Consider the following 20,842-nt stretch of genomic DNA (forward strand, 5'->3'; position numbering starts at 1 on the left):
GCAATCCACAAACACGGGGTGACGTTCTTAGCGCGCTTAATTCCTTTTTAAAAGCGATGAGTCAACGAGATGATCCACCCGCTGCATCACCCAAGTCCAATAGCAGTGAAGACGAAACAACGGACGTATCGCGTGGTGGACTCCAAATGCGAGACTGGTCCGCTTCGTCGAATCACGACAATCCAGTACGTTCCTATGAAGCCGTCTACAGGGAGTGGTTGAACGATATCGACTGGCTTCTCGACCGATTCGAGCGTGACCCAGTCGCCACTATTTCGGAGATTGGGCAGGTTCTCAAAGCGATTAATCGATCGAATGTTCTAATTCTGATTCTTGAAGACCTCAATCGGTCCCAAGGTGAGTCTGTTGAGAACTTGGCTGTCCAATCACCTCGAAACGTGATCAAGGATCTGTATACACAGCGATCCATCAAGGGCCGACTTGATAGTCGGATTGCGTCCCTATTCGAACTCGTTCAGCTCCAGATGGAGCAAGAGCCGAAGCAGGCTACCGAACTGTATGATGCGATCGCGGACAACATCTATCCGAACACCGTGCTCGCTTCTCTCATAGCCAGCGAACACATCGCCGATTCACCTGCAGAATACTACCAGCAGCAAGATTGGGGGTTCGAGGAACTACTGATTCAGCATTTCTTAGACGAAGACGCGCTGATTGCCGAACTCTCTCCAAGTCGCGTTGAAACGACAGCAGCGGCGATGACCGAGCTTCTGGAGGGTGTTGCCGAAATAATCGACCAGTCCAGGTGCCTCAGACGATATGCCAGTCACGCATATCTGGACAAAACAGCCGCACAACAGGCGGTTCGAAGCCGCCTAGCCAGCTCGCTTCTCTATGCTGGTCCCGAAGCTATCGAAAAGTATCAGGAGGAATACGGTCAAATCAAGCGTATCGAAGCGGAACTCAAAATGAACGAGGAATGGCTCCCATCGGAACAGAGGTCCTGCCTCGATGGTTGGATCTGATTAGGTTGGTACCAGAGTTGTTCCCGTACCATAGCCCAGTACATTTCGTCGGTATGTACGTTGCAGGAAGCGTTCCTCAATTCCCTGGTCTTGGGACTGCTGAAACACTGTTACCATCGAACCTTCGGGAAGGGCCACTGGATGTACCAGTAGTTGTAGGAGACCATATTCAGGACTGGGTCCAAATATTCCTCTTTGGAAACCTCTCCGCTGTTGTGGAGAACAGTCCAAGACAGACAACGCTAGCTGAACAGACAAGTGATGAGTAAGAGTGGCGCACATCTTATATATATTATAAGCCTCGAGGCAGAATAGGGTCATAAGATGAAAGGACACGTTACAACACCATCCGGACTTGCAGACCGAATGGTGGCGAAGTTGTTCGCAGATCACGAACCAGAATCAGGGGATCGTATTCTATTCCCTGGTATTGGCAGTAACGCTCCCTTTATCCACGCAGTGAAGAGGTGGTGTGACAAGCATGATGCACCGATGCCGGAAGCGGTCGCTGTCGAGCTTGATCCAGTCAGGATCGACGATGTTGAAGAAAATCTTGAAGATGTTGATGTGGACGTTCAGGAGCGAGATTTCTTAGAGTCCAGCATTCCGAGAGATCTTGGAGAGTTCGATTACATTATCGGGAATCCACCGTACGTTCCTGTCACGCAATTGAATGACGGAGAGAAAGAGCAGTATGGGGAAGAATTCGATACTGCTTGGCGACGGTTCGATCTCTACATCCTTTTCTTTGAACGTGGACTCGAACTACTAGCCGACAATGGTCGTCTTGTGTATGTCACGCCCGAAAAGTTCGAGTACATTTCTTCGGGAGACGCTCTTCGGGAACTTCTAACTAACTACCACGTCCAGGAGATCAACCACATCGATCAGGACTGGTTCCCTGACCTGAAAGTCTATCCAGCAATTACAGTAATCGACGCCACGGAATCCGATAGAACGCACATTGTCACTCGCACCAATGAAGAACGTACAGTCTCCCTCCCTACGGATGGGAGTTCTTGGGCTGCACCAATTCGAGGCGGAATCGATATTGAAGATACTGGCGTCACCCTCAGTGATATTACCGTCCGCATCTCCGCAGGCCTCGCTACTGGACGAGATTCGCTGTTTGTGAGCGACAAGGACGATGTTGCACCACAGCTGATCGAAGAGGGATGGGCATACCCGACTGTCAGTGGAAAGCAGTTGCGAACGCACGACTGCCCTTATACGGACGATCTGATCCTCTGTCCATACGATGAACGGGGGAATTTGGTTTCGGAAAATGAACTGGGGGCGTACGGTGACTGGGCTGAGATTCATCGGGAAACGCTCGAGGAACGGTCGTGCGTGCAGAAACGCAACCGGCCTTGGTACGATTGGCACAACGCACCACCAATGCCAGAGATGCTGCGCCCCAAGATCGTATGCAAAGACGTCGCTAAGGAACCGGAGTTTTGGGGAGAACCAGAAGGCACTGTAATTCCCCGCCACTCTGTCTATTACATTGTTCCCAAGAGTCACATAGAGCTCGACAATCTGCTTACGTATCTGAATTCGGAAGAGGCGAAGAAATGGATTGAGGCGAACGCACAGAAAGCGTATACGGATCACGTGCGCATCCAATCCGAAATGATCGAAGACCTCCCTATTCCAAAGGAATTTGCGGAAACGATGCAAACATCTCTGGTTTGATGATATAATAGTCCAAAGGACCGTACAGAAATCGAATAACGGATCTGGTTCTGGTGGAGTTCCTGCCTCGCAAGAGTACCGAACCAAAATCGACGACTTCGGAATGGCTCTCACGATTGAGTCCGAACGAGACCGTCTGCGACAGTGTGATGAGACCAACCCTGAAATGAACATCTAGGACGTGACACGCCCGAGACATACGGGGACGCAAAAGGAGACCCCCACGTGATGTCGGCCATCGATAACTTCCTCGTGGAGGTTGGACTCTCCGAGGACGAGAACCCGTTCGACACTGACTGGCCGGGTTTTGACGTGCTGACCATCACAACCACCGAGGATGGCGACCCCGTAATCGATCGGTGTATTGAACTCAAGACATCGGACTGAAGACACGCAAACCCTCTCTCTCGTGGAACGAGCGGAAGGCTGCCGGAAGTGCGCTCACGGACCGTTATTACCTCTATGTGGCTCGAACCAGTCGTATGGGAAAAAGCGGCGATGCAACACTGCTGGAGATCCCGAGACCGTTCCAGACGCTGACTAAACACCGGCGCGAACGCCGCGAGCGCGAAGTCCAACTTGACCTGCGGAGTTTCGATCTCGAGGACGACACGATCATTCAGCGTCCTATTGGGTGGAAAGAGTAGGGTATTGCTGGGTTAACAAACTACTGTATTTAATATAGCGACCAATTCGGAGGGTGCAATTCGAAGATAGGGCACAACACCTTCGCTCTTGAGAGGCCATCGAATCACAATTTTCGCTTGAGGACCTGCGTCAGCTGGTTCTCGAGTTCAGTAGCCTGCTGATTCTTGATCTCGCTCTCGGCTTGCTCTTTGATCGTCGCGCCGAATCGGAAGAGCACGAACAGCTTGAACAGCGAATCCGTATCGTCCGGTGCGAGTGCGGTCTGCTCGAGCCAGACAAAGCACCTATCAACTCATCTGATGAGGCACTCCTCTTGTTTCCAGTAACCCCTATACCCACTCGAGTGCAGCATTATGCTGCGCCACATAACCGGGATCTATGGCCCCGTCCGGTATTGTAACCCGTTCACTCTTGATGGGTATCACAAGCGTATCCCGTCGGGAACGGATACTCGTTCGACTCACAGTAGTCGTAGACTGCTTCGACAAATGGTCCTATTTCAAAGATAAGGCGTATTTACAACGTAGCCCGGGCTGAGTACTCTGAAGGGGTAGAATAGATCCTCTGTGGGTTATGACTCGAGTCAGATCGTCTTCCAGACCTTCGGCACTTCCTCCGGACTAGTGACCGCAACAACGCGGTAGTTCATCCTGAGTAGCTTGTTACGCTTGTCTTCATCACCCCTTTTGACGTGGTCTTTCTCGTGGTCGGGGCCGTCGACGAAGACGGCGATGGGTTGGCTCCGGCCGTTCCCCGTCTCGAAGAAGAAGTCCGCCTCTGCAATGGGAACGTCGCCGTCGTAGATTCGACGCTGGGCATCGTCCGGGAGTGGGAGCGCCTCCTTCTGGACGGCTTCCAGCACCTCACGTTCGAGACTGGACTCACACATCCCGAGCAACTCCTGGTACCGCTCCTTGGACCCTATCGACTCTACACGGGTGAGCGACATGGTCTGGGCGCCGTAGAGCCACGGCATCACGAGGGTCCGGTCGAACATGGAGTGCTCGCGCTGATTGTAAAACGACATCAGACACTCATAACACGCCCGTTCACAGCCATCGGCATCGTTGGCGTGCAGGACGTCGAGTGCTTCAGTAACCGCGCGTCGAAAGCGATCCTTCTTGGGGTCGGTGAGGTCATGGAGCGCACCTGCGCCGCCCTCACTGGTTTCGTGAACCACGACAGTCATCTGGTCAGGCGAAGTCGGCGACGGCTTGAGGAACGTAGAGAGCTCCTGTTCGTCGAGATCGAACTCAACCAGAATGCCCTGGTAGAGCGCCTCTTTGAGCGTGTGGTAGAAGTGGAGCTGTTCTTCGAGTTCGAGCTCTTCCGGGACAGGCGGGGTAATTGTTACTGTGTCGTGGTTGCCCTCAGTATAGAGCTCGATCTCCTCTCGGATATCCTCGCGGTCGGCGCCGGCGTAGCAGCCGTCGTCTTTCACGTGCTTTTCGATCATGTTGTAGCTCGTAAGCCAGCGTTTACACTCGGTACAGAGCGCAAAGCCCTGGAGCTCGTCGTCATCACGCCCACGGATCCCGCTGTTGACGGTTACGATGCGGGCATTCGGCTCGTAGGTGACAGCAGCTGTGACACCGTCACCGGACAGCTCAAACTCCTGGGCCTTCTTTTGCTCGTAGTAGGTGTTGATGTCGTAGCCTTCGCGACGCCGCTCCTCGTCGTCGCTGGTGATGTTCTCTTCAGGGCGAGCCCGCATATCCGGAAGCTCCATCGTGTTTGGGTTGGAGTGGTGCCCGCTGAACGACTCGCTACAGACGGGACAGCCTGCTGCGTTCTCGGCTTCATTACCCATCAAAATCGCCTGACAGTTCGGACAGACGATTTTGTGTTGGGTGATCGGCTCGGCGTCGCGAGTCTTCGGTCGCGCGTACCTGATCCCATGGCGTTCACCCCGATAGTATACGTTATTTCCGGGGGCAAACTCACGGATCGCCTGTGAATCGTCTCGCTGAATGTCGTCCGGGAGTGAGGTGAATCCGAGTGTACAACTCGTCCGTGGGAAACCGTAGTTCGGGAGGAAGCCCTGTGATCGGAGGTACTGATAGGCGTAAAACCGCTTCCCACCGCTGCGCATGTCCCGGAGACGCGCTTCGACAGCAGAGCGCTCCCGTTCTGCCTGCGGATTTCTGTCGTCGTGTTGAAGCTGCTTGTTCAGCCGTCGAAGCTCTCGGGTGAGGCGGGTGTACTCGATCCGCCATGGCTCGAACGCCTTGTCGAGGTAGGCGACAAAGTTGTCGACGCGATCCTCGATGAGTTCGTCAGTGAACCACTCCTGATACTCAGCCTGTTCCCGCTCGTGGGCGAACGCTCCTTTCACGGCATTGATGATCGCCTCGCGTTCGGCCTGAATCGCGTCCTCAAGGTCCTCGCAGAAGCTCTGGATCATCGGGTAGTCGTTCTTTCCATCCTCGATGTCGAGGACGTACTGGAGCTTCGTCTCGAACTTGAATTCGATTACCTCGAGCACGAGCGCGTTGATGTGTGCTTCCAGAAGATCGCGGTTGTTTAGCAGGAAGGTCGGCGGCGAGATCTTCCCGGCGATGATGCGTTCTGGGCGCTGGTAGAAGTACTGATCGTGAGAGACGCCGCCGAAGCCACTGCCACAGAAGGTGGTCACCAGCGATGGCTGGTCCTGCCGGCCGGCACGCCCCGACCGTTGGGCGTAGTTGCTAGGGTTCGGCGGGACATTCCGCATGTAGACGTTCGAGAGGTCACCGATGTCAATGCCCAGTTCCATCGTCGGCGTCGAGACGATGGTGTTGAGGTCGTCTCCCTTGCGGAAACGCGTTTCGAGTTCCTTCCTAATGTCGCCCTCGATCTGGCCGCTGTGTTCGGCAGCGAGAACGTCGACGGCTTCGTCGAACGACATGTCGTAGAGGTCGTGGAAGTAGGACTCTCTGAGATCTGTGTCCTCCGGGGTGACGTTGCCACAGCTGGCGTTGAGACACATCTTCAGCCGCTTTCGGGTGATGACGGTCTTGCATTTCGGGCAGACTGAGACGTCACTTGGGTCGTGTTCTTTCAAGCGGATGTACGAAGGGTTGAGCATGAACGCCTGTCGCCCTCGGTAGACGTCGTTCTCTTCGAGTACCTGCAACACTTCATCATCACTAAGCAGTTCACGGACCGCTTCGATTACCGTCGCGGCTCGATCTGTCTCGACATCGAGAGCGCGGGTGGTCCACTTCACATGGCGTGATCTCCAGTCGGTGAATCGGTGGATCTGTTCGGTGCCTTTCGTCGAGGCAGTGTCGCTGAAGCCTTCTGGAAACCGGAAGAACTGCTGTTTGTGGAACTTAACGCTCTCGTCAAGCTTGCTCAGTACCTCGTTCCGGAAGTTCCCGAAGTTGCTGAACGTCGGGTGGTTGATAGCGGCCGTGCGACGAAAGAGATCAAGGAATGCTTTACAGTACTCGTACCGAACCTCGGGGTCAGCGGTGGCGAGTTCTGGGACGTCCTCCCATTGTTCGTCGATTTCTGCGAGCCGGTCGAGGTTCTTGTACTCGACATCCAGAAGCCCGACGTCCTCCAGGCTCTGTTGACCACGTTGCTGACTCTTCCTCAGTTCCAGTAGCACGTGGAACTGGAGATAATCGCTGAACCGACCCTTTTCATCGTCGAGAACACCGAACATGTCCCGGGCGAGTCCATCCGGGACAGCGCTGTTGTCGTCGAGCACCTCGAACGTCCGATTCCCGATGTCTGTCAGCCCGACATCGCCGTGCTCTTTGAGCGCTCCATAGAGTGCTCGTCGGAACTTGACCCGCTGGTAGAGGTTATTGAGGTGGGCAGCCTGTAACGCGGTGTCCTGCCGGTTGTCGCTAAAGGCGATAGTTTTCTGCTGGTCCTTCGGTAGCTCCTGCATCGTCGAGCCGATGAGCACGTCTGTCGCCGTCGAGCGACCGACCATGCCGAACTTGAACATCTTCGAGAGCTCCATCGCCCGACCCATCCGGGAGTGGCTCACACCGCAGTTGCCACAGAAGAGGAACTCGCCGGAGTGCCACATGACCTGCAAGCCCTGACTCGCGAAACAGCCACACTGGAGCTGGCCGCTGTCGAGGTGACCACCCGTGAGACGGTTGTGGGTGGGGCAGTACGTCGCTGGTTGGGGTACGGCCTCCTCCCACGTGTCTCGGAGCTCGCCGGAGTCATCGAACCACTGCGCGGGAAGTGTGACTTCGTCGCGGTCCCACTCACCTCGCATCACGTAACCGGCGGTCTCGCCGTCGCCGACGCTGAGGTCCGACACTTCACGAGGGGTGAGGTGATCGGCCTCGCCGCGGGCGATGGTGTAGTACTCCTGGCCACAGGCTCGACAGAAGGAGAGCGGGAACGCCTTACGGCTCCGTTCGTGCTCTTTCGCGCAGTGGCGACACTCGAGGTCGCCAGCGTCGCTGAGGTGGGGATCCTCTGAGTTCAGCGTCTCCGGCGTGAGACACGCTACGAGCCCGGAGCCCTGCGAGAAGAACGAGTGGAGCTTGGGGATGAAGATTGGTTGCTGTTCGCCCTGCACCTCCGTGGTGCCTACAGTGCCGGCAAGGAGTGCGGCCTCCAGTTCGCGACGGGCTTCGTCCGGTGTGACCTCTGGTCGAACCTCGTTCTGATACTGTTCGACAAGTGACGGCTCATCAGGATTGGCAGCTTCGCCGGAGGGGTTGATCTGCTGGCTGCGTTCGCTGAGGCGGCCGTCGAGGAAGGCAACTGTCGGATGAGCCAGTAACACCTCGCCGATAGCCTCAGCAGTCTTCGTCTCCTCCGTACTCAGGGCGCGTTTGGTGAGCCGTTCGGCGAGTTTGGTCGCCTCGTCGGCTGTGCCGTCGAAGCGCCGAATGTCGTCGTCGGTTACCTCGACCTCGTCGGGCAGCTCCGTACCATCGGTGAACTGGATCGGGTAGTGGCTCTCGCCGATGACGCTGTCGGGGTCGACGGGCGCGCCGAAGATCCGCTCGGAGAAGTTAGCGATCTCCTCTTCTGCGTCCAGGCCTTCTTCGCTGGCGACCGTCGCTGACGTCCCGATACACGTGAGATCTTCTCCAGCACCTGTGTGCTCTCGCAGGCGGCGGATGAGGGCAGCGACATCGGCTCCTTGGTGGCCGGTGTACGTGTGCACCTCGTCGAGGACGAGATAGTTGAGCGCGCCCTCGTGGGCGGTCGGGAAGAGGTCCTTGTCCTCGTGGCGGGTGAGGATGTAGTCCAGCATGACGTAGTTCGTCATCAGGATGTCCGGTGGGTCACGCTGCATCTCCTCCCGGGAGACCACTTCACAGTCGAGTGCCTCCGTCCGGTCGAACTGCTGGAGGAACTCCGCCGCCCCGTCGGGATTGGGCGGTGTGTCGCCTGTATAGAGGCCCATCCGGAGGCCAGAGTTGTCAAGGCGCTTGGCGAACTCCTCGTACTGTGAGTTCGCCAGCGCGTTCATCGGGTAGATCATAACCGCCTTGATCCCTTCCTCGCCCCGTTCACGGGCGTCGAGGCAGTGGCTCACGATCGGGATCCCGAACGCGAAACTTTTGCCGGACCCCGTCCCCGTTGAGACGATTGTGTTGCCCTGATCGATCGAGCGGATCGCTTCGGCCTGATGTTTGTACGGTTCAATCGGATTGCCATTGCCGTCGTCGAAGACGTCGAGAACTCCAGCGTGTAGGATGCCGTCGTCGACCAGCTCCTCGAGGGGCGTGCCGTACTCGAAGCGCTGGTTCAGCTCGACGAATGGCTCCTTCCAGAGGACCTTCCCGGTGTTGATACGGTCGTCGATCCATTGGCCGATGACGTCGTCATCGACGTTCTGGAACGTCTCAACGTAGTTTCGGTACGAAGATTGCACCTCGTCTAGGGCGTCAAAAGGATTCAGCCGAGTAGACATTGAGACGATAAATGTGAAAGTAGATAGAAAACAGTTGTGCTACCACATGTCTAATATTGGTGTGGGTTGAGAACCAAGCGTATAGAGTAGATAGATTAAATCGGCAATATCTGCACGGGACTTAAACTGTTCTGACGTCCCTATCATTCAACCAGCGCAGAGGTGTTGATTCGAGTGAAAGTTTCGATTTCTCATATATTGATCTCGGCGAGGGATGAGCGACTCACATTGGCACTCTGGCAGCCGGTATATATGTGGACCAGGGCCGATGACTAGATACTGCAACGCGCCTTGGTGCATATATTGTAATTCTATCGTCATTCCCGGCGAGGATGAGATTGAGCATGATGTAGTGGTTAAACGATCTGTCTTGATACCATTCAGGACCGTGGCTGACGATGGGGGATGCCAAATACGAAGCTCCTCATAGACCCAGTCCCAGTTGATACGATGGTGTTATTGCCAGACTGAATCGACCCGATGGCCTTGGTTTGGTGCTTGTACGTTTCGATGGGCTCGCCGCTGCGTCCAGTGAAGACGTCAAGTACTCCCTCGTGTAGTACGCCGTTCTCAACGAGATGGTTGAGCTTCGGCCCCTGCTGGAAACGGTGGTTCAGCTGGACGAACGGCTTCTTGTAAAGGATGATCCCGACTGCATACGATCCTCAACTTAGGCGTCGATAGTATCGTCGGCGACGTTCTGGAACGTCTCAACGTAGGAGCGAGACGAATGCTGGACGCCGCCCAGTGCGTCAAAGGGTTTGATTCAGAAACTCATTGGTCCTCTTCGGATGTATCAGAAACTCTCGTAGATAGCTCTTCAAATCGCTTCTTGATCTCTTCGCGGGTACGGAAGTAACCATGTTCCTTGTTGTCTTTTCTCTGTATCTGCTCGAAGATGCTAAATACCTGGTCAATGTCCCCTACCGAAAGCCCATACATATGGCAAATGAGGGCTTCTAACTCGAAGCGGATTTCTTCTCTTTGGTTCCCTTTCGGTGATGAAAAGGAGTATGGATTTGAAACCCCAACTTCCTCCATATAGCTATCCAAGTTATCCGAATTGCACGCAAGACGAGTGACTAACCCAACAATCCGACGACCTATGGGGTCCCCATCGAACTTGACCTCTTCAAATCGGCTCGGATCGGGTACAGGTAGTTGTTTGATTATGAACTGACTGAGATGGGTTCCTCCTACCTTTTGGCGAGCGACATAATCGAGGGTGTAAGAGTTCATGCAGGCCATCATCAACGCCGCCTCTCTTGCATCCAATCCGAGGATGTGATTCATTGTATGGACGGTGGGAGCGTCTGGCAAGAGAGAACAGATAGCTGTACGCTCATCCGTAGCCCTCGTAATATCTCTCAGTGCCATATGCCATGGCGCACGGAATTTTTCCTCATAGACCTCCTTCTTAAGCCAATAGCGCGGTAGAACCGAGAACGTGGGATCATCTTTCTCCTCAGTAGAGACTTTTCTTGGATCATTACCGTCTATTTCTTGGTCATGCGTTGCAAACCGATGGTCATACTGATGAAAGAATTTTGACTCATATATTGGGAGGTACTCCTCGTCACCACTAACAAATCGATTCCGATCGTCCAACTCCAAGTCCTCTTCGGATAGTTCCTCATATGTATAGAAGAGCCCCGAGTCATTAGATTTGTTAAACATGACACTAAGGTTGACTCCCCAAGGATCACCGCATTTTTTCTCTTCAATCTTGAGTGCGCCCGTGTTTTGATACAGTTTTAGGGTTAGTTCTGCGTCCTCCTCATTATCGAATGTTGGACAGTTTTTGGTGTTTGGATTAATGAGGCTAATATCCCTCTTCGAAAGCTGGTATTTCTTTTCTTGGTCATGTAGTTGGTCAATACTTGTCAAGTTGAATGCGAGATCAAAGTGGTTCTGTGGAAGTTCGCGCCCAGCAATAACAAGCAAGCAGAATTTAAACTGACCGTGAACGTCTTGGAAAATCCGATTCTTGTTATCGAATCCATATAGTGAGTCTAATCGTTGATTTTCAACCAGCTTTCTGAAGAAGTCCTGTGTAGATGAATCTGTAGCAATACCGGTCGGGGATACCAGTCCCGCTTTCCCGCTTGGGGATACGTTATCAGTCGCGAACCCAGCAAAGAGCGCATATGTATTCACATACCCCTTACTTGATTCTGGATACCGTCCACTTTCTTTGAAGAACTTCGTTTGTTGGTCGATTCTCTGTACTTCGTTCTCCCAGTCCTCATGTAATTCTGGGTTCTCTTCTTTCAGCTCCTCTATAAGATTCAAACGCTTGGATTTTGTTTCAGCCTTCGCGATTTTGGGAGCTGTCACTGCAAAGAACTCTACGGCCTCGAGCGAGACTCGATCCCAGGGCGGATTGCCGAGAATACAGTCAAATCCACCATCATTGTAGACGCTCGGATACTCAATTGGCCAATGGAAGAAACTGTTTTTTTCAGCGATCTTCGAAGCCCGATTGATCATTGCCTCCAAATCATCGGAGAGGTCTTCATCACGGCGGACTTGATCGATCGTTTTTGGAGTAGGATGTTCTCCGGGAGTATCCCTATGCATAGGCCAGAAGAAAGCCGATGTCCATAGGTCGTAGACCTGTTTTTGTTGCTGGTAAGTCTCACTCTGCTTGAATTCCTTATAGAGTCTTTCCTTCTTGTGGACGTCTTCCTTAGTATCCTCTTCTATGGAATCAAGCTCTTCAGCGAGACTTCGATACTCCTCCACCCCTTGTCCAAAAGAGGCAAGAGATTGATTACCCTCAGTTCTACGCTGTTTATTTTCTTTTCTGACTCGCTTTCGGAGTTCATTGCCGATATGCCACTTTCGTCCACTAGACGTCTCGTATGCATCGACTGGAATCTCTGCATCAACTAAATCAGGAGTCGTACCGAGGAGGGAGTTACCTTGCTTGATACGATGATCCAAGAAGCTTAATGGCTTATCCTCAACTGCCGAGTTAATCCAAAGGCTAGCTTTTGCCAGTTCGACAGCCATTGGGTTGAGGTCAACACCGTAAATGCAGTGTTGCACTACGGAGCGTCTGGATTGTCGAATTGTTCGTTCGTCAGGATACAAGGAATCAGAACGAATCTCGGCAAGTCGTTGCCCTAGGAAGTTATTTGCCGCAATGAGAAAAGCACCGCTACCACAGGCGGGGTCACAGACCGTAATCTCCAACAACTGTTGTTCTTGGACCTCAGTAGAAGCATCATTGTTCACTCTATCCTCCACTACGGGCTTGAGAGAGCTTTGGATGAGTTCGTCAACAAGACCAGGATCAGTGTAGTAACTCCCAGTCTCTTTACGCTCCATCCCCCGATCATCAAGATAGAATGATCCAGAAGTGATGGTTCGGTCTTCGAGTTCGATGACAGTCTCTGCAAGCTGTGGCGTGAACTCCAGTAGGCTTTCGTACACCGCACCGATCTCTTCGACGCCCAGATCGGCGTACGAGATGCGCTGCTGGTAGCCGCCTTGCTCGATATGGGTTAGGTCATGGACCGCACTCAGAAGCTTCTCATTCGGGCACTTAGCGTCCAGAATAAACTCCAGGTTGTCGTTGTCGAACAGAGCCCCATTGTAGCCGGGAACCCCCAGCGAGTTGTCGCCCTCGCCGACGAGGCGGAAGGTCACTTTCAACCCTTCCCAAAAGTCCACATTCCTGTCGCCACCCTTGCCCTCTTCGGCCCGCTCACGGAGCTTCGTGATACTGTACTCTTCCGTATAGAGACTGTCCCGCTGGGACATCATACCCCTCTGCTCGGTGAACATCAGGAACAGCAGTCGATAGACGACGTAGAGCAGGTCCTGGTAGTAGTCTTCAGCAGCGTCCTGTCCATTTTCTTCCAGTGCTTTCTTGATTTCGGCATCGAGGAACCCGTTCCCGAGCGTCTCTAGGGCACTAACAACGTTCTCCTGAAGATCCTGTCCGACCTTCACACCCGTCGAAAGAGCAATCTGATAGAGTCGTTCAAGCGGGGTCTCGCCTTCGTCGTCTTCGTCTGCAACTACGGGTTCGATGAACCGCGAGGCGTGGCACAAGCGGTAGAGCGTCCGGAAGTCTCCGTAGTTGCGGTTTGTGAATATGTTCTCCAGGTCGAACTCGACGTATCCTCGGGTGTAGGTATGGTAGTAGTCCCGAAGGAGCCGTAGTTTCAGTCCATCAGTAACCACACTCCACTGTAAGTCGCTATTCGCGTTCAGATAGGTCTGCAGCTCGTCATGTGGGCTTTTTCCGTTCGACCCCTTGTGGTCGCCGTCGTCAAGGGGGTTCTCAGGGTCGGGTTGCACCATGTGCAGGACTGGCGGTATCGCGTCCGGCGTGTCGTACGTGGCTTGCACCGGCTCTTTGGATGCCCAACCCAAATAATCAGCCTTCAGCGTCACGCCATCGGCCGTCATGTCAGCCTGATGTGACCCGGGGCTGAAACCCAACTCTTCGAAGAGTCGTCTGCTCCACTTCGAGCGCACCTCTGAGGTGTCCATCTTGAAGACAGCGTTGTCACGGCTGATTTCGTCCCACCGCTCTACAAGTTCGTCCCAGGCGTCGCTCACCCGACTCTCGATAGTAGTATCGGTCGACGGGGTATCAGTTCCGGGGAACGCGAACGTCTCGGGCTTGACCGCGTCTTCACTACACTGTTCATCCCGGAGTTTGTGAAGAAGCTGTTCGGTCATTAAGCCCCCGCTGGGCTCGATGAACGTCGTTTCGTCTCGTCGTCGTTGGGTCTGCTGGCTCATTGTTCGATCACCTCTGTGGTCGTGATGTCGTCCTGCATCTCTTCGAAGCGTTGCTTGATCTCGTCGCGAGTTCGGTAGTAGCCGTATTCGTCGAGCTCTTCATCGCGAATCTGTTCGAACGTCGAGAACAGACGCTCGAAGTCGGCGGCGTCGACGCCGTAGACGTGGGCCATGAGCGCCTCGAGCTCGAAGCGAACCTCTTCACGGGGACGGCCATTGGGCGTCGTGTAGGAGAAGGGCTCGCTGTCGTAGCCTGCCTCACGGGCGAATTCTTCGAGGTCGACGGCGTGGTAGGTGAGCTGGAGAGCCAGCTCCTTGATTCGGTCACCGATAGGGGCGTCGTTGTAGCGTATTTGTTCGAAGCGTTCGGGATCCGGGATGGGGAGTTGCCGGGTTATAAAATTATTCAGGTGAGTACCACCTACTTTCTGCCGAGCGACGAAGTCCTGCGTATAGGAGTTGAAAGCGGCAATGAGCAGGAGCGCCTCATCGGCAGAGGGCCCACTGATATGGTTGAGCGAGTTTCCCGTTGCTGCCTCCGGAAGAATACAAAAGATCGCTGTACGGCGGTCTGTGGCCCGAGCGATTTCTCGGAGAACGACGTGCCAGTCCTGTCCTGACTTAGCGGCGTACTCGTCATAGGGGATCCAGTACCGCGGCGTCGCCAATTTATGCGGGTTATCCAACTCTTCCTTCTCAATCCTCGATGCGTCACCTTTGTCCATCTCATCCTTTGGTGAGGTCTCGAACGTAGAGAAGCGATGGTTATACTGGTGTGTCTGCTTTGACTCATACAGTCCGATAAGGTTCTCTTCGCCACATTCTAACCGCTGCGCAGTTCGGTTGAAATCCCTTCCACGAAGATCTGCGTAACTCTCGAATAGCCCTGAATCATCAGACATATGGAACATCCGATGGATATTGGCTTCCCATGGATTGCCAGCATCATCATTCTCGACTACGAACGCTCCAATTGAATCGTGAATCTTGAGGATTAGCTCCGCGTCTTTTGCACTCTCGAAGGTCGGACAGTTCTTGGTGTTCGGGTTGATCCGCTCAATGTCATTTCGGGTGAGTTTGAAGCGGTTATCATCATCATTGTGGAGTTGCTCAACACGTGTGAGATAGAAGGCGAGTTCGAACTCCTCTTGTGGATTGTCTTTACCTGTCTGGGCGAGTAGGCAGAACTTGTAACTACGATGTACTGCCGGGAAAATGCCTTTACTATTTTCGAAGTCAAACAGAGACTTCAGCTGCTGCTCTTCCACAATCTTCTGGAAATACTCTTGGGTGCTCGCATCGGTCGCGATCCCAGTCGGTACAATCAGCCCGTTATAGCCGCGTGGAGAGGTGTTCTGGAGAGCTAACTCCGAAAAGACCGCATATGTATTCACGTTTCCTTGCCCGGTCAGCTCATATTTCCCAGAACTCCTGATGAATGAAGTTGTCTTCTCCAGTCCTTCAGAGACAGTCAAGTATTCTTCGTAGAGCTCAGGGTCCTCTTCCTCTAGCTCCTCAATCATCGCGTTACGCTTCGACGCCGTCGACGTATTCGCGATATCGGGGCGACTCACCGCAAAGAACTTCGCAGGCTCGAATCTGAGCCGCTCCCACGGTGGATTCGCCAACACACAGTCGAACCCACCTTTCTGATACACCAGTGGGAACTCGAGTTCCCAGTGGAAGAACGAGTGCGTCTCGCTGAACTCTCGAGCCAAGGCACACATCTCTTCGATGTCGCTCTCGGGTTTCTCGAGATCGTGCGGGCCCTCCGTCCGAACTTTCTGAATCGCGCTCGGCGTCGGGTTCTCTGCGACGGAGCCGTCGAGCGGCCAGTAGAACGCCGCCGTCCAGACGTCGTGGGCGAGCCGTTCGGTCTTTAACGCCTGTGACTCCTCGAACTGCTCGTAGAGCTCGGCTTTGCGCTCGACGTCGCTAATCGCGTGCTCGTCAAGCCCCTCCAGCCGCTTCGCGATCTCGAGATGCTCCTGCTCGTCGTAGCCCATGGTGAGCGTCATCTGGGCTTGCGACTTGTCGGTGAACGTCTTGTTCTCCTCTCGAACACGCTTTCGAAGGTCGTTGCCGATATGCCAGTCGCGTCCCTTCGACGTCTCGTAGGCGTCGGCGGGCACTCCATCGGCAATTAGGTCCCTCGTCGCCCCGATGAGCGAGTTTCCCTGCTTGATGCGGTGGTCGAGGAAGCTGAGCGGCTGGTCTTTCACTGCAGAGTTGATCCAGAGACTGACCTTTGCCAGCTCGACGGCCATCGGGTTCAGGTCGACCCCGTACAAACAGTGCTGCACAACTGACCGTCGAGCCTCGCGTACAACCTTCTTCTCGGGGTAGTCCGAGCCACTCCGGATCTTTGCGAGCCGTTTCCCGAGGTAGTTGTTCGCGGCGATAAGGAACGCGCCGCTCCCACAGGCGGGGTCGACGACGTCAATGCTCAAGAGCGCCTCTTCTTGCTCCTCCACCGACGCGTCCTCGTCGACGCGGTCGTCAACGGTGGGCTTCAGCGCGCTCTGAATGAGCTCGTCGACCAGTTCGGGCTTGGTGTAGTAGCTCCCCGTTTCTTTGCGCTCCATCCCTCGGTCGTCGAGGTAGAACGTCCGGGAACTGACCTTCCGCTCTTCGATTTCGACAGCCGTCTCCGCATACTGGGGAGTGAACTCGAGCAGGCTCTCGTAGACGGCACCGATCTCGTCGACACCGAGGTCAGCGTAGGAGATTCGCTGCTGGTAGCCCTGCTGCTCAACGTGCGTTAGCTTGTGAATCGCGTCCAGTAGCGCGTGATTCGGACACACGGCGTCGTCGATGTAGGCCATCTTCGAGTCGTCGAAGAGCCCACCGTTGTACCCGGGAACGGACAGCACGCCGTCGTCGCGCCCCTGGCCGACGAGACGGAATGTAACCTGCAGTCCTTCCCAGAGGTCAACCTGTGTATCCCGTCCTGACGCTCGCTCGGATCGCTCTCGAAGCGTGCTGATGGAGTACTCCTCCGTGTAGAGGTCGCCACGGTCGGTCATCATGCCGCGCTGCTCCGCAAAGAGTAAGAACAGGAGCCGGTAGACGACTCGCAGGAGACCCTGGTAGTACTCGTCAGCAACGTCCTGACCGCCTTCTTCGAGCGCCGTCCGAATCTCCGGCGTCAGGAATCCGTTCCCCAGAACCTCTAGTGCCTCGACGACGTTCGACTGAAGATTCTCGCCGACCTTGACACCGGTCGCGAGCGCTACTTGATACAGCGATTCCAGCGGCGACGTAGCGTCGTCCCCGTCGCCATCGACGATGAAACGCGAGGCGTGGCAGAGCCGGTAGATCGCCCGGAAATCCTCGTAATTGCGGTTGGTGAAGATATTCTCTAGGTCAAACTCCACGTACCCTCGCGTATACGTGTGGAAGTAGTCCCGCAGCAACCGGAGTTTCAACCCGTCCGTGACGATGCTCCACTGGAGATCAGTACTCGCGTTGAGGAAGGTCTGCAATTCGTCGTGCGGGCTTTTCCGGTTCGATCCATGGTGGTCCCCATCGTCCAGCGGGCGCTCCGGATCGGGCTGCACCATGTGGAGCAACGGTGGCGACGTCGCTGGGACATCTGCATCCGCATGTACGGCATCTTTCGGCGTCCAGCCCAGGTAATCGACCTTCGCCGTCACACCGTCGGCGGTCATGTCCGCCTGGTGGTGTTCTGGCGAGAACCCGAGTTCCTCGAAGAGGCGGCGGATCCATTTCGAGCGTGCCTCAGAGACATTCATCGAGAACACCGCATTGTCCCGACTAATCTCGTCCCACCGTTCGACAAGCTCCTCCCAGGCGGCGCTGATCTGCTCTTCAAGCTCGGTCTCAGAGGTCGGTGCTCCGACCGACCCGATTCCGAACGTCGAGGGCTGCACGGCGCTTTCGCTACAGGATTCGCCACGGAGCTTCGAGACCAACTGCTCGGTGAGGATTCCCCCACTGGGTTCGATGAACGTCGCGTCGTCCGGTCGATTGCGTTGTCGCAGTTGCTGGTTCATTAGGTCGGGTAGTAGAGTCCGATAGTCAGCAGGTCTTCACTTGCGACGTCGAGGTTGTCGAAGCCGGCTAGCTGCTCGCCGTAGCCGGCCTCGCGCAACTTCTCGTGCATCTCTTTACGTTCTTGTGAGATCTCTTCACGCCGCTTGTCGGCTCGGTCGTCGATGGCCCGTTCGAGCTTCTCGTGTTCGATCGCCGTTTCGATGTCGCGCTTCCACTCCTGTTCGGAACGGCCGGCATCGGTCGCATCATCGTCGAGTAACGCCCGTACCTTCTCCTCAGTTAGTGGCTCCTCACCGTAGAGTGGGAGCGCCAGCTGGAGTAACTCCTCCATCACGGTCGGCTTCTCCCCCGTGTAGGCGAAGTAGCGGACCTTGAACGTGTAGAGCGCGGTCGGCTCCGACACAAGGGAGGTTCCGCGCATCGACGTCCGACCATACCTATCCTTACTCGTCAGCGCCACCTCCTTGACAGCCTCGATGAGTCGCTGCACAAGCGGGTGAGCGATGTCAAGCATCTCGACCTTCTCGTCCTCGGCGGCACGGTTGGGGTCAAACGTAACGCGTTCGTACTCGTCTTTGATATCCGTCCCGCGGACTTCGTCGGTGGTCAGCTTGATCCTGTACGTCCCGTCCACGTTGACGTCGAAGGTGCAGTTGAACAGCTGGAGTCCGCTCTTGACGAACGACTCGAGTGCATCCTCACCGCCAAGCAGCTTCTGAGTCTTCTCCTGGCGTTCCTTGACTTCGCTCAGATCGACTTCCGTGTGGTTGTAGAACGACTCGTCCTTGATACGCTCGAGTACCTCGTTGTCGAACGCGCTCTCTTCGGTCTCCGCCCCGCTATCGCCGCTTCCGTAGTCCATCAGCGTCTGCTGTGGCATCAGCTCGCTCAGCTCGTGGGAGTCAAGCAACTTCAACAGTCCCTCGTCGTCGCCGAGATACGGCGGCGAAAATCCATACTCCGAACGGATCTCCTGAGCCTTCTCGATAAGCTTCGTCAGCACCATCCGGTCCATCGGGTCGTCGACGACCATCGTCCGGATGAACACTTTGTCACGCTTCTGGCCGTATCGGTCCACCCGACCGTTTCGCTGTTCGAGCCGATTGGGGTTCCACGGTAGTTCATAGTGGATGACCTGGTTCGCGGCGTACTGCAGGTTCATCCCCTCGCTGATCACGTCGGTCGCGATCAACACGCCGCGGTCTGCGTCAGCGAACGCCTGGAACCGCTCGTTCCGCTCGGCCTCTCCCAGTTCGCCGTAGAGGGTGTGGAGGTTGATGCTGTCACCGAATTCGTCATCAATGTGTTTCTTGAGGTACTCCAGTGTATCGACATATTTGGTGAAGATAATCGTCCCACCGCTCCGGAATCGGGCCGGAAGTGTTTGTCCGAGGAGCTGCTGAAGCTTGCTGTCGTGAGTCTTGGTGACCCGCTCTGCCGCCCCAAGCGTCTCCTCAAGCGAGTCTAGTTCCATCCGGATGGCCTTCTCGTCGCCAGTCACGACGCGCTCGACACGTTCACCAAGCTCGGTCTCGGTGTAGTCCTCACCGGGGTCGCTGTCTAGTGCATTCGCCTGGGCCATGTCCTCCGAGACCCCGGCATTTTCGTCGATTTCGCCACCGGACTCTTCGAGCTCTTTCAGTCGATCATTCAGCTTCCCACGGCGGTTCTTGAGTGATTGGCGAAGTGCCTCTGGGCTCGAAAGCGCACGCTTCAGGAAGTGAATGACCGTCCACTGGGCGATGTTGCGGTTGTCGGACTTCTTGGCGGCTTCCACGAGTGTGTCACCGTAGTCCCGAACCGCATCATAGGCAGTCTTCTCGTAGTCCGTTGGTGAGACCTCGACTGTTTTCTGATCTCGTTCCGGGAATGGATTGTCCGCACCCTCACCGAACCACTGTTCGACATCCTTACGGCGACGCTGGACGACGTGACGCTTCGCGATATCACGGTTGATCTGTGGGTTGTTGGCATCACCCGACACGATTTCGGGGTTGACCATCTTCAGCAGGCTGGCGTAGCTGTCGGTGTAGCCGTTGTGAGGCGTCGCGGTGAGCAAGAGCGCGTGCGTCGCTGCGTCGGTAATCTGCTGGGTGAACTCCCAACGTTGTTTCGACGGCGACTGCGATGACGAAGACGTGTGCGGCCGGCAAGCCAAGTGTGCCTCGTCAATGATCACGAGGTCCCAGTCCTGGCTCAGGATCTGACTCCGGATCCGGCTCTGTTTGGCGTAGTCGATCGAAACGATGTGCTTCGAGTAGTACTCCCAGATACTCGTTCCCGGCGGGACGTCCTTCTCCATCACCTTGCGGTTTCGCCGGTTCGTGATCTTCGGTTCGATGTGGAAGAAGTGCTCGAACGCCTCTCGCCACTGCTCACGCAGATTTGCAGGCGTGACAATCAAGATACGGTCGGCGCGATTTCGGGCCATCAGCTCGCTCGTGATCAGGCCCGCCTCGATTGTCTTCCCCAGACCGACGTCATCGGCAAGGAGGAGCCGGACGGCGGGCATGTCGAGACCCATCACGACCGGCGTCAGCTGGTACTCCGTCGGGATGACCCGGGAGCGCTGCAGGCTCATCAGCGGCGCCGTACCGTGAAGCATCGAGAGACGGTTGGCCCGTATCAGTAGGTCCTGAAACTGCGGACTCCCCATCTTCTCCGCCGACGGAGTGGGCAAACTCCCTTCCTCGATCTGCTCGATCGGGGCGTAGAAGCGGTGCGTCGACGTCGCGCCGTCCAACGCCGTCGCCGTCACCTCCTGTCCGTCGATGGCGTCGACGCGCCAGAGACGATTACGGTTCCGGATAACTGTACCTGGTAGAAGTGAGTTAGGGTCGATACTCATAGG

The 20,842-nt window shown here is 55.4% G+C and carries 9 protein-coding genes; 5 read left to right on the forward strand and 4 right to left on the reverse strand.

Going from position 1 to position 20,842, the window contains the following annotated elements; genetic code table 11:
- From QA609_RS21795 to QA609_RS21815, 5 genes are all read left to right on the forward strand, one after another.
- Positions 1–986: hypothetical protein (locus tag QA609_RS21795; protein WP_278304731.1), on the forward strand; the 986-nt coding region annotated here is incomplete at its 5' end.
- Between the two features lie 53 nt (positions 987–1,039).
- Positions 1,040–1,255: a hypothetical protein gene (locus tag QA609_RS21800; protein ID WP_278304732.1), complete on the forward strand. Its 216-nt coding sequence runs from the start codon at positions 1,040–1,042 to the stop codon at positions 1,253–1,255.
- A 55-nt stretch (positions 1,256–1,310) separates the two neighbouring features.
- Positions 1,311–2,681 (forward strand): Eco57I restriction-modification methylase domain-containing protein, encoded by a 1,371-nt coding sequence (locus tag QA609_RS21805; RefSeq protein WP_278304733.1) that lies wholly within the window; start codon positions 1,311–1,313, stop codon positions 2,679–2,681.
- Between the two features lie 228 nt (positions 2,682–2,909).
- Positions 2,910–3,068 carry a hypothetical protein gene (locus QA609_RS21810; protein ID WP_278304734.1) on the forward strand — a complete coding sequence of 53 codons (159 nt, stop codon included), beginning with the start codon at positions 2,910–2,912 and terminating at the stop codon, positions 3,066–3,068.
- 95 nt (positions 3,069–3,163) lie between these two features.
- Positions 3,164–3,328 (forward strand): hypothetical protein, encoded by a 165-nt coding sequence (locus QA609_RS21815; RefSeq protein ID WP_278304735.1) that lies wholly within the window; start codon positions 3,164–3,166, stop codon positions 3,326–3,328.
- Between the two features lie 584 nt (positions 3,329–3,912).
- Here the strand turns inward: QA609_RS21815 and QA609_RS21820 are convergent.
- The 4 genes from QA609_RS21820 to QA609_RS21835 form a co-directional block, all read right to left on the reverse strand.
- Entirely contained in the window at positions 3,913–9,213 is a 5,301-nt protein-coding gene (locus tag QA609_RS21820) for a DEAD/DEAH box helicase (protein ID WP_278304736.1), read from the reverse strand.
- A 774-nt stretch (positions 9,214–9,987) separates the two neighbouring features.
- The gene (locus QA609_RS21825; RefSeq protein WP_278304737.1) at positions 9,988–13,974 is read right to left on the reverse strand and encodes an N-6 DNA methylase; all 3,987 of its coding nucleotides are present in this window, start codon (positions 13,972–13,974) and stop codon (positions 9,988–9,990) included.
- Positions 13,971–17,990: an N-6 DNA methylase gene (locus tag QA609_RS21830; protein WP_278304738.1), complete on the reverse strand. Its 4,020-nt coding sequence runs from the start codon at positions 17,988–17,990 to the stop codon at positions 13,971–13,973. Before QA609_RS21830 ends, QA609_RS21825 begins: the two co-directional genes overlap by 4 nt.
- Positions 17,990–20,839 carry a helicase-related protein gene (locus QA609_RS21835; RefSeq protein ID WP_278304739.1) on the reverse strand — a complete coding sequence of 950 codons (2,850 nt, stop codon included), beginning with the start codon at positions 20,837–20,839 and terminating at the stop codon, positions 17,990–17,992. Before QA609_RS21835 ends, QA609_RS21830 begins: the two co-directional genes overlap by 1 nt.
- Positions 20,840–20,842: the final 3 nt, after the last annotated feature.

Origin of the sequence: Natronococcus sp. A-GB7, from assembly GCF_029688865.1 — an archaeon.
Classification (GTDB): domain Archaea; phylum Halobacteriota; class Halobacteria; order Halobacteriales; family Natrialbaceae; genus Natronococcus.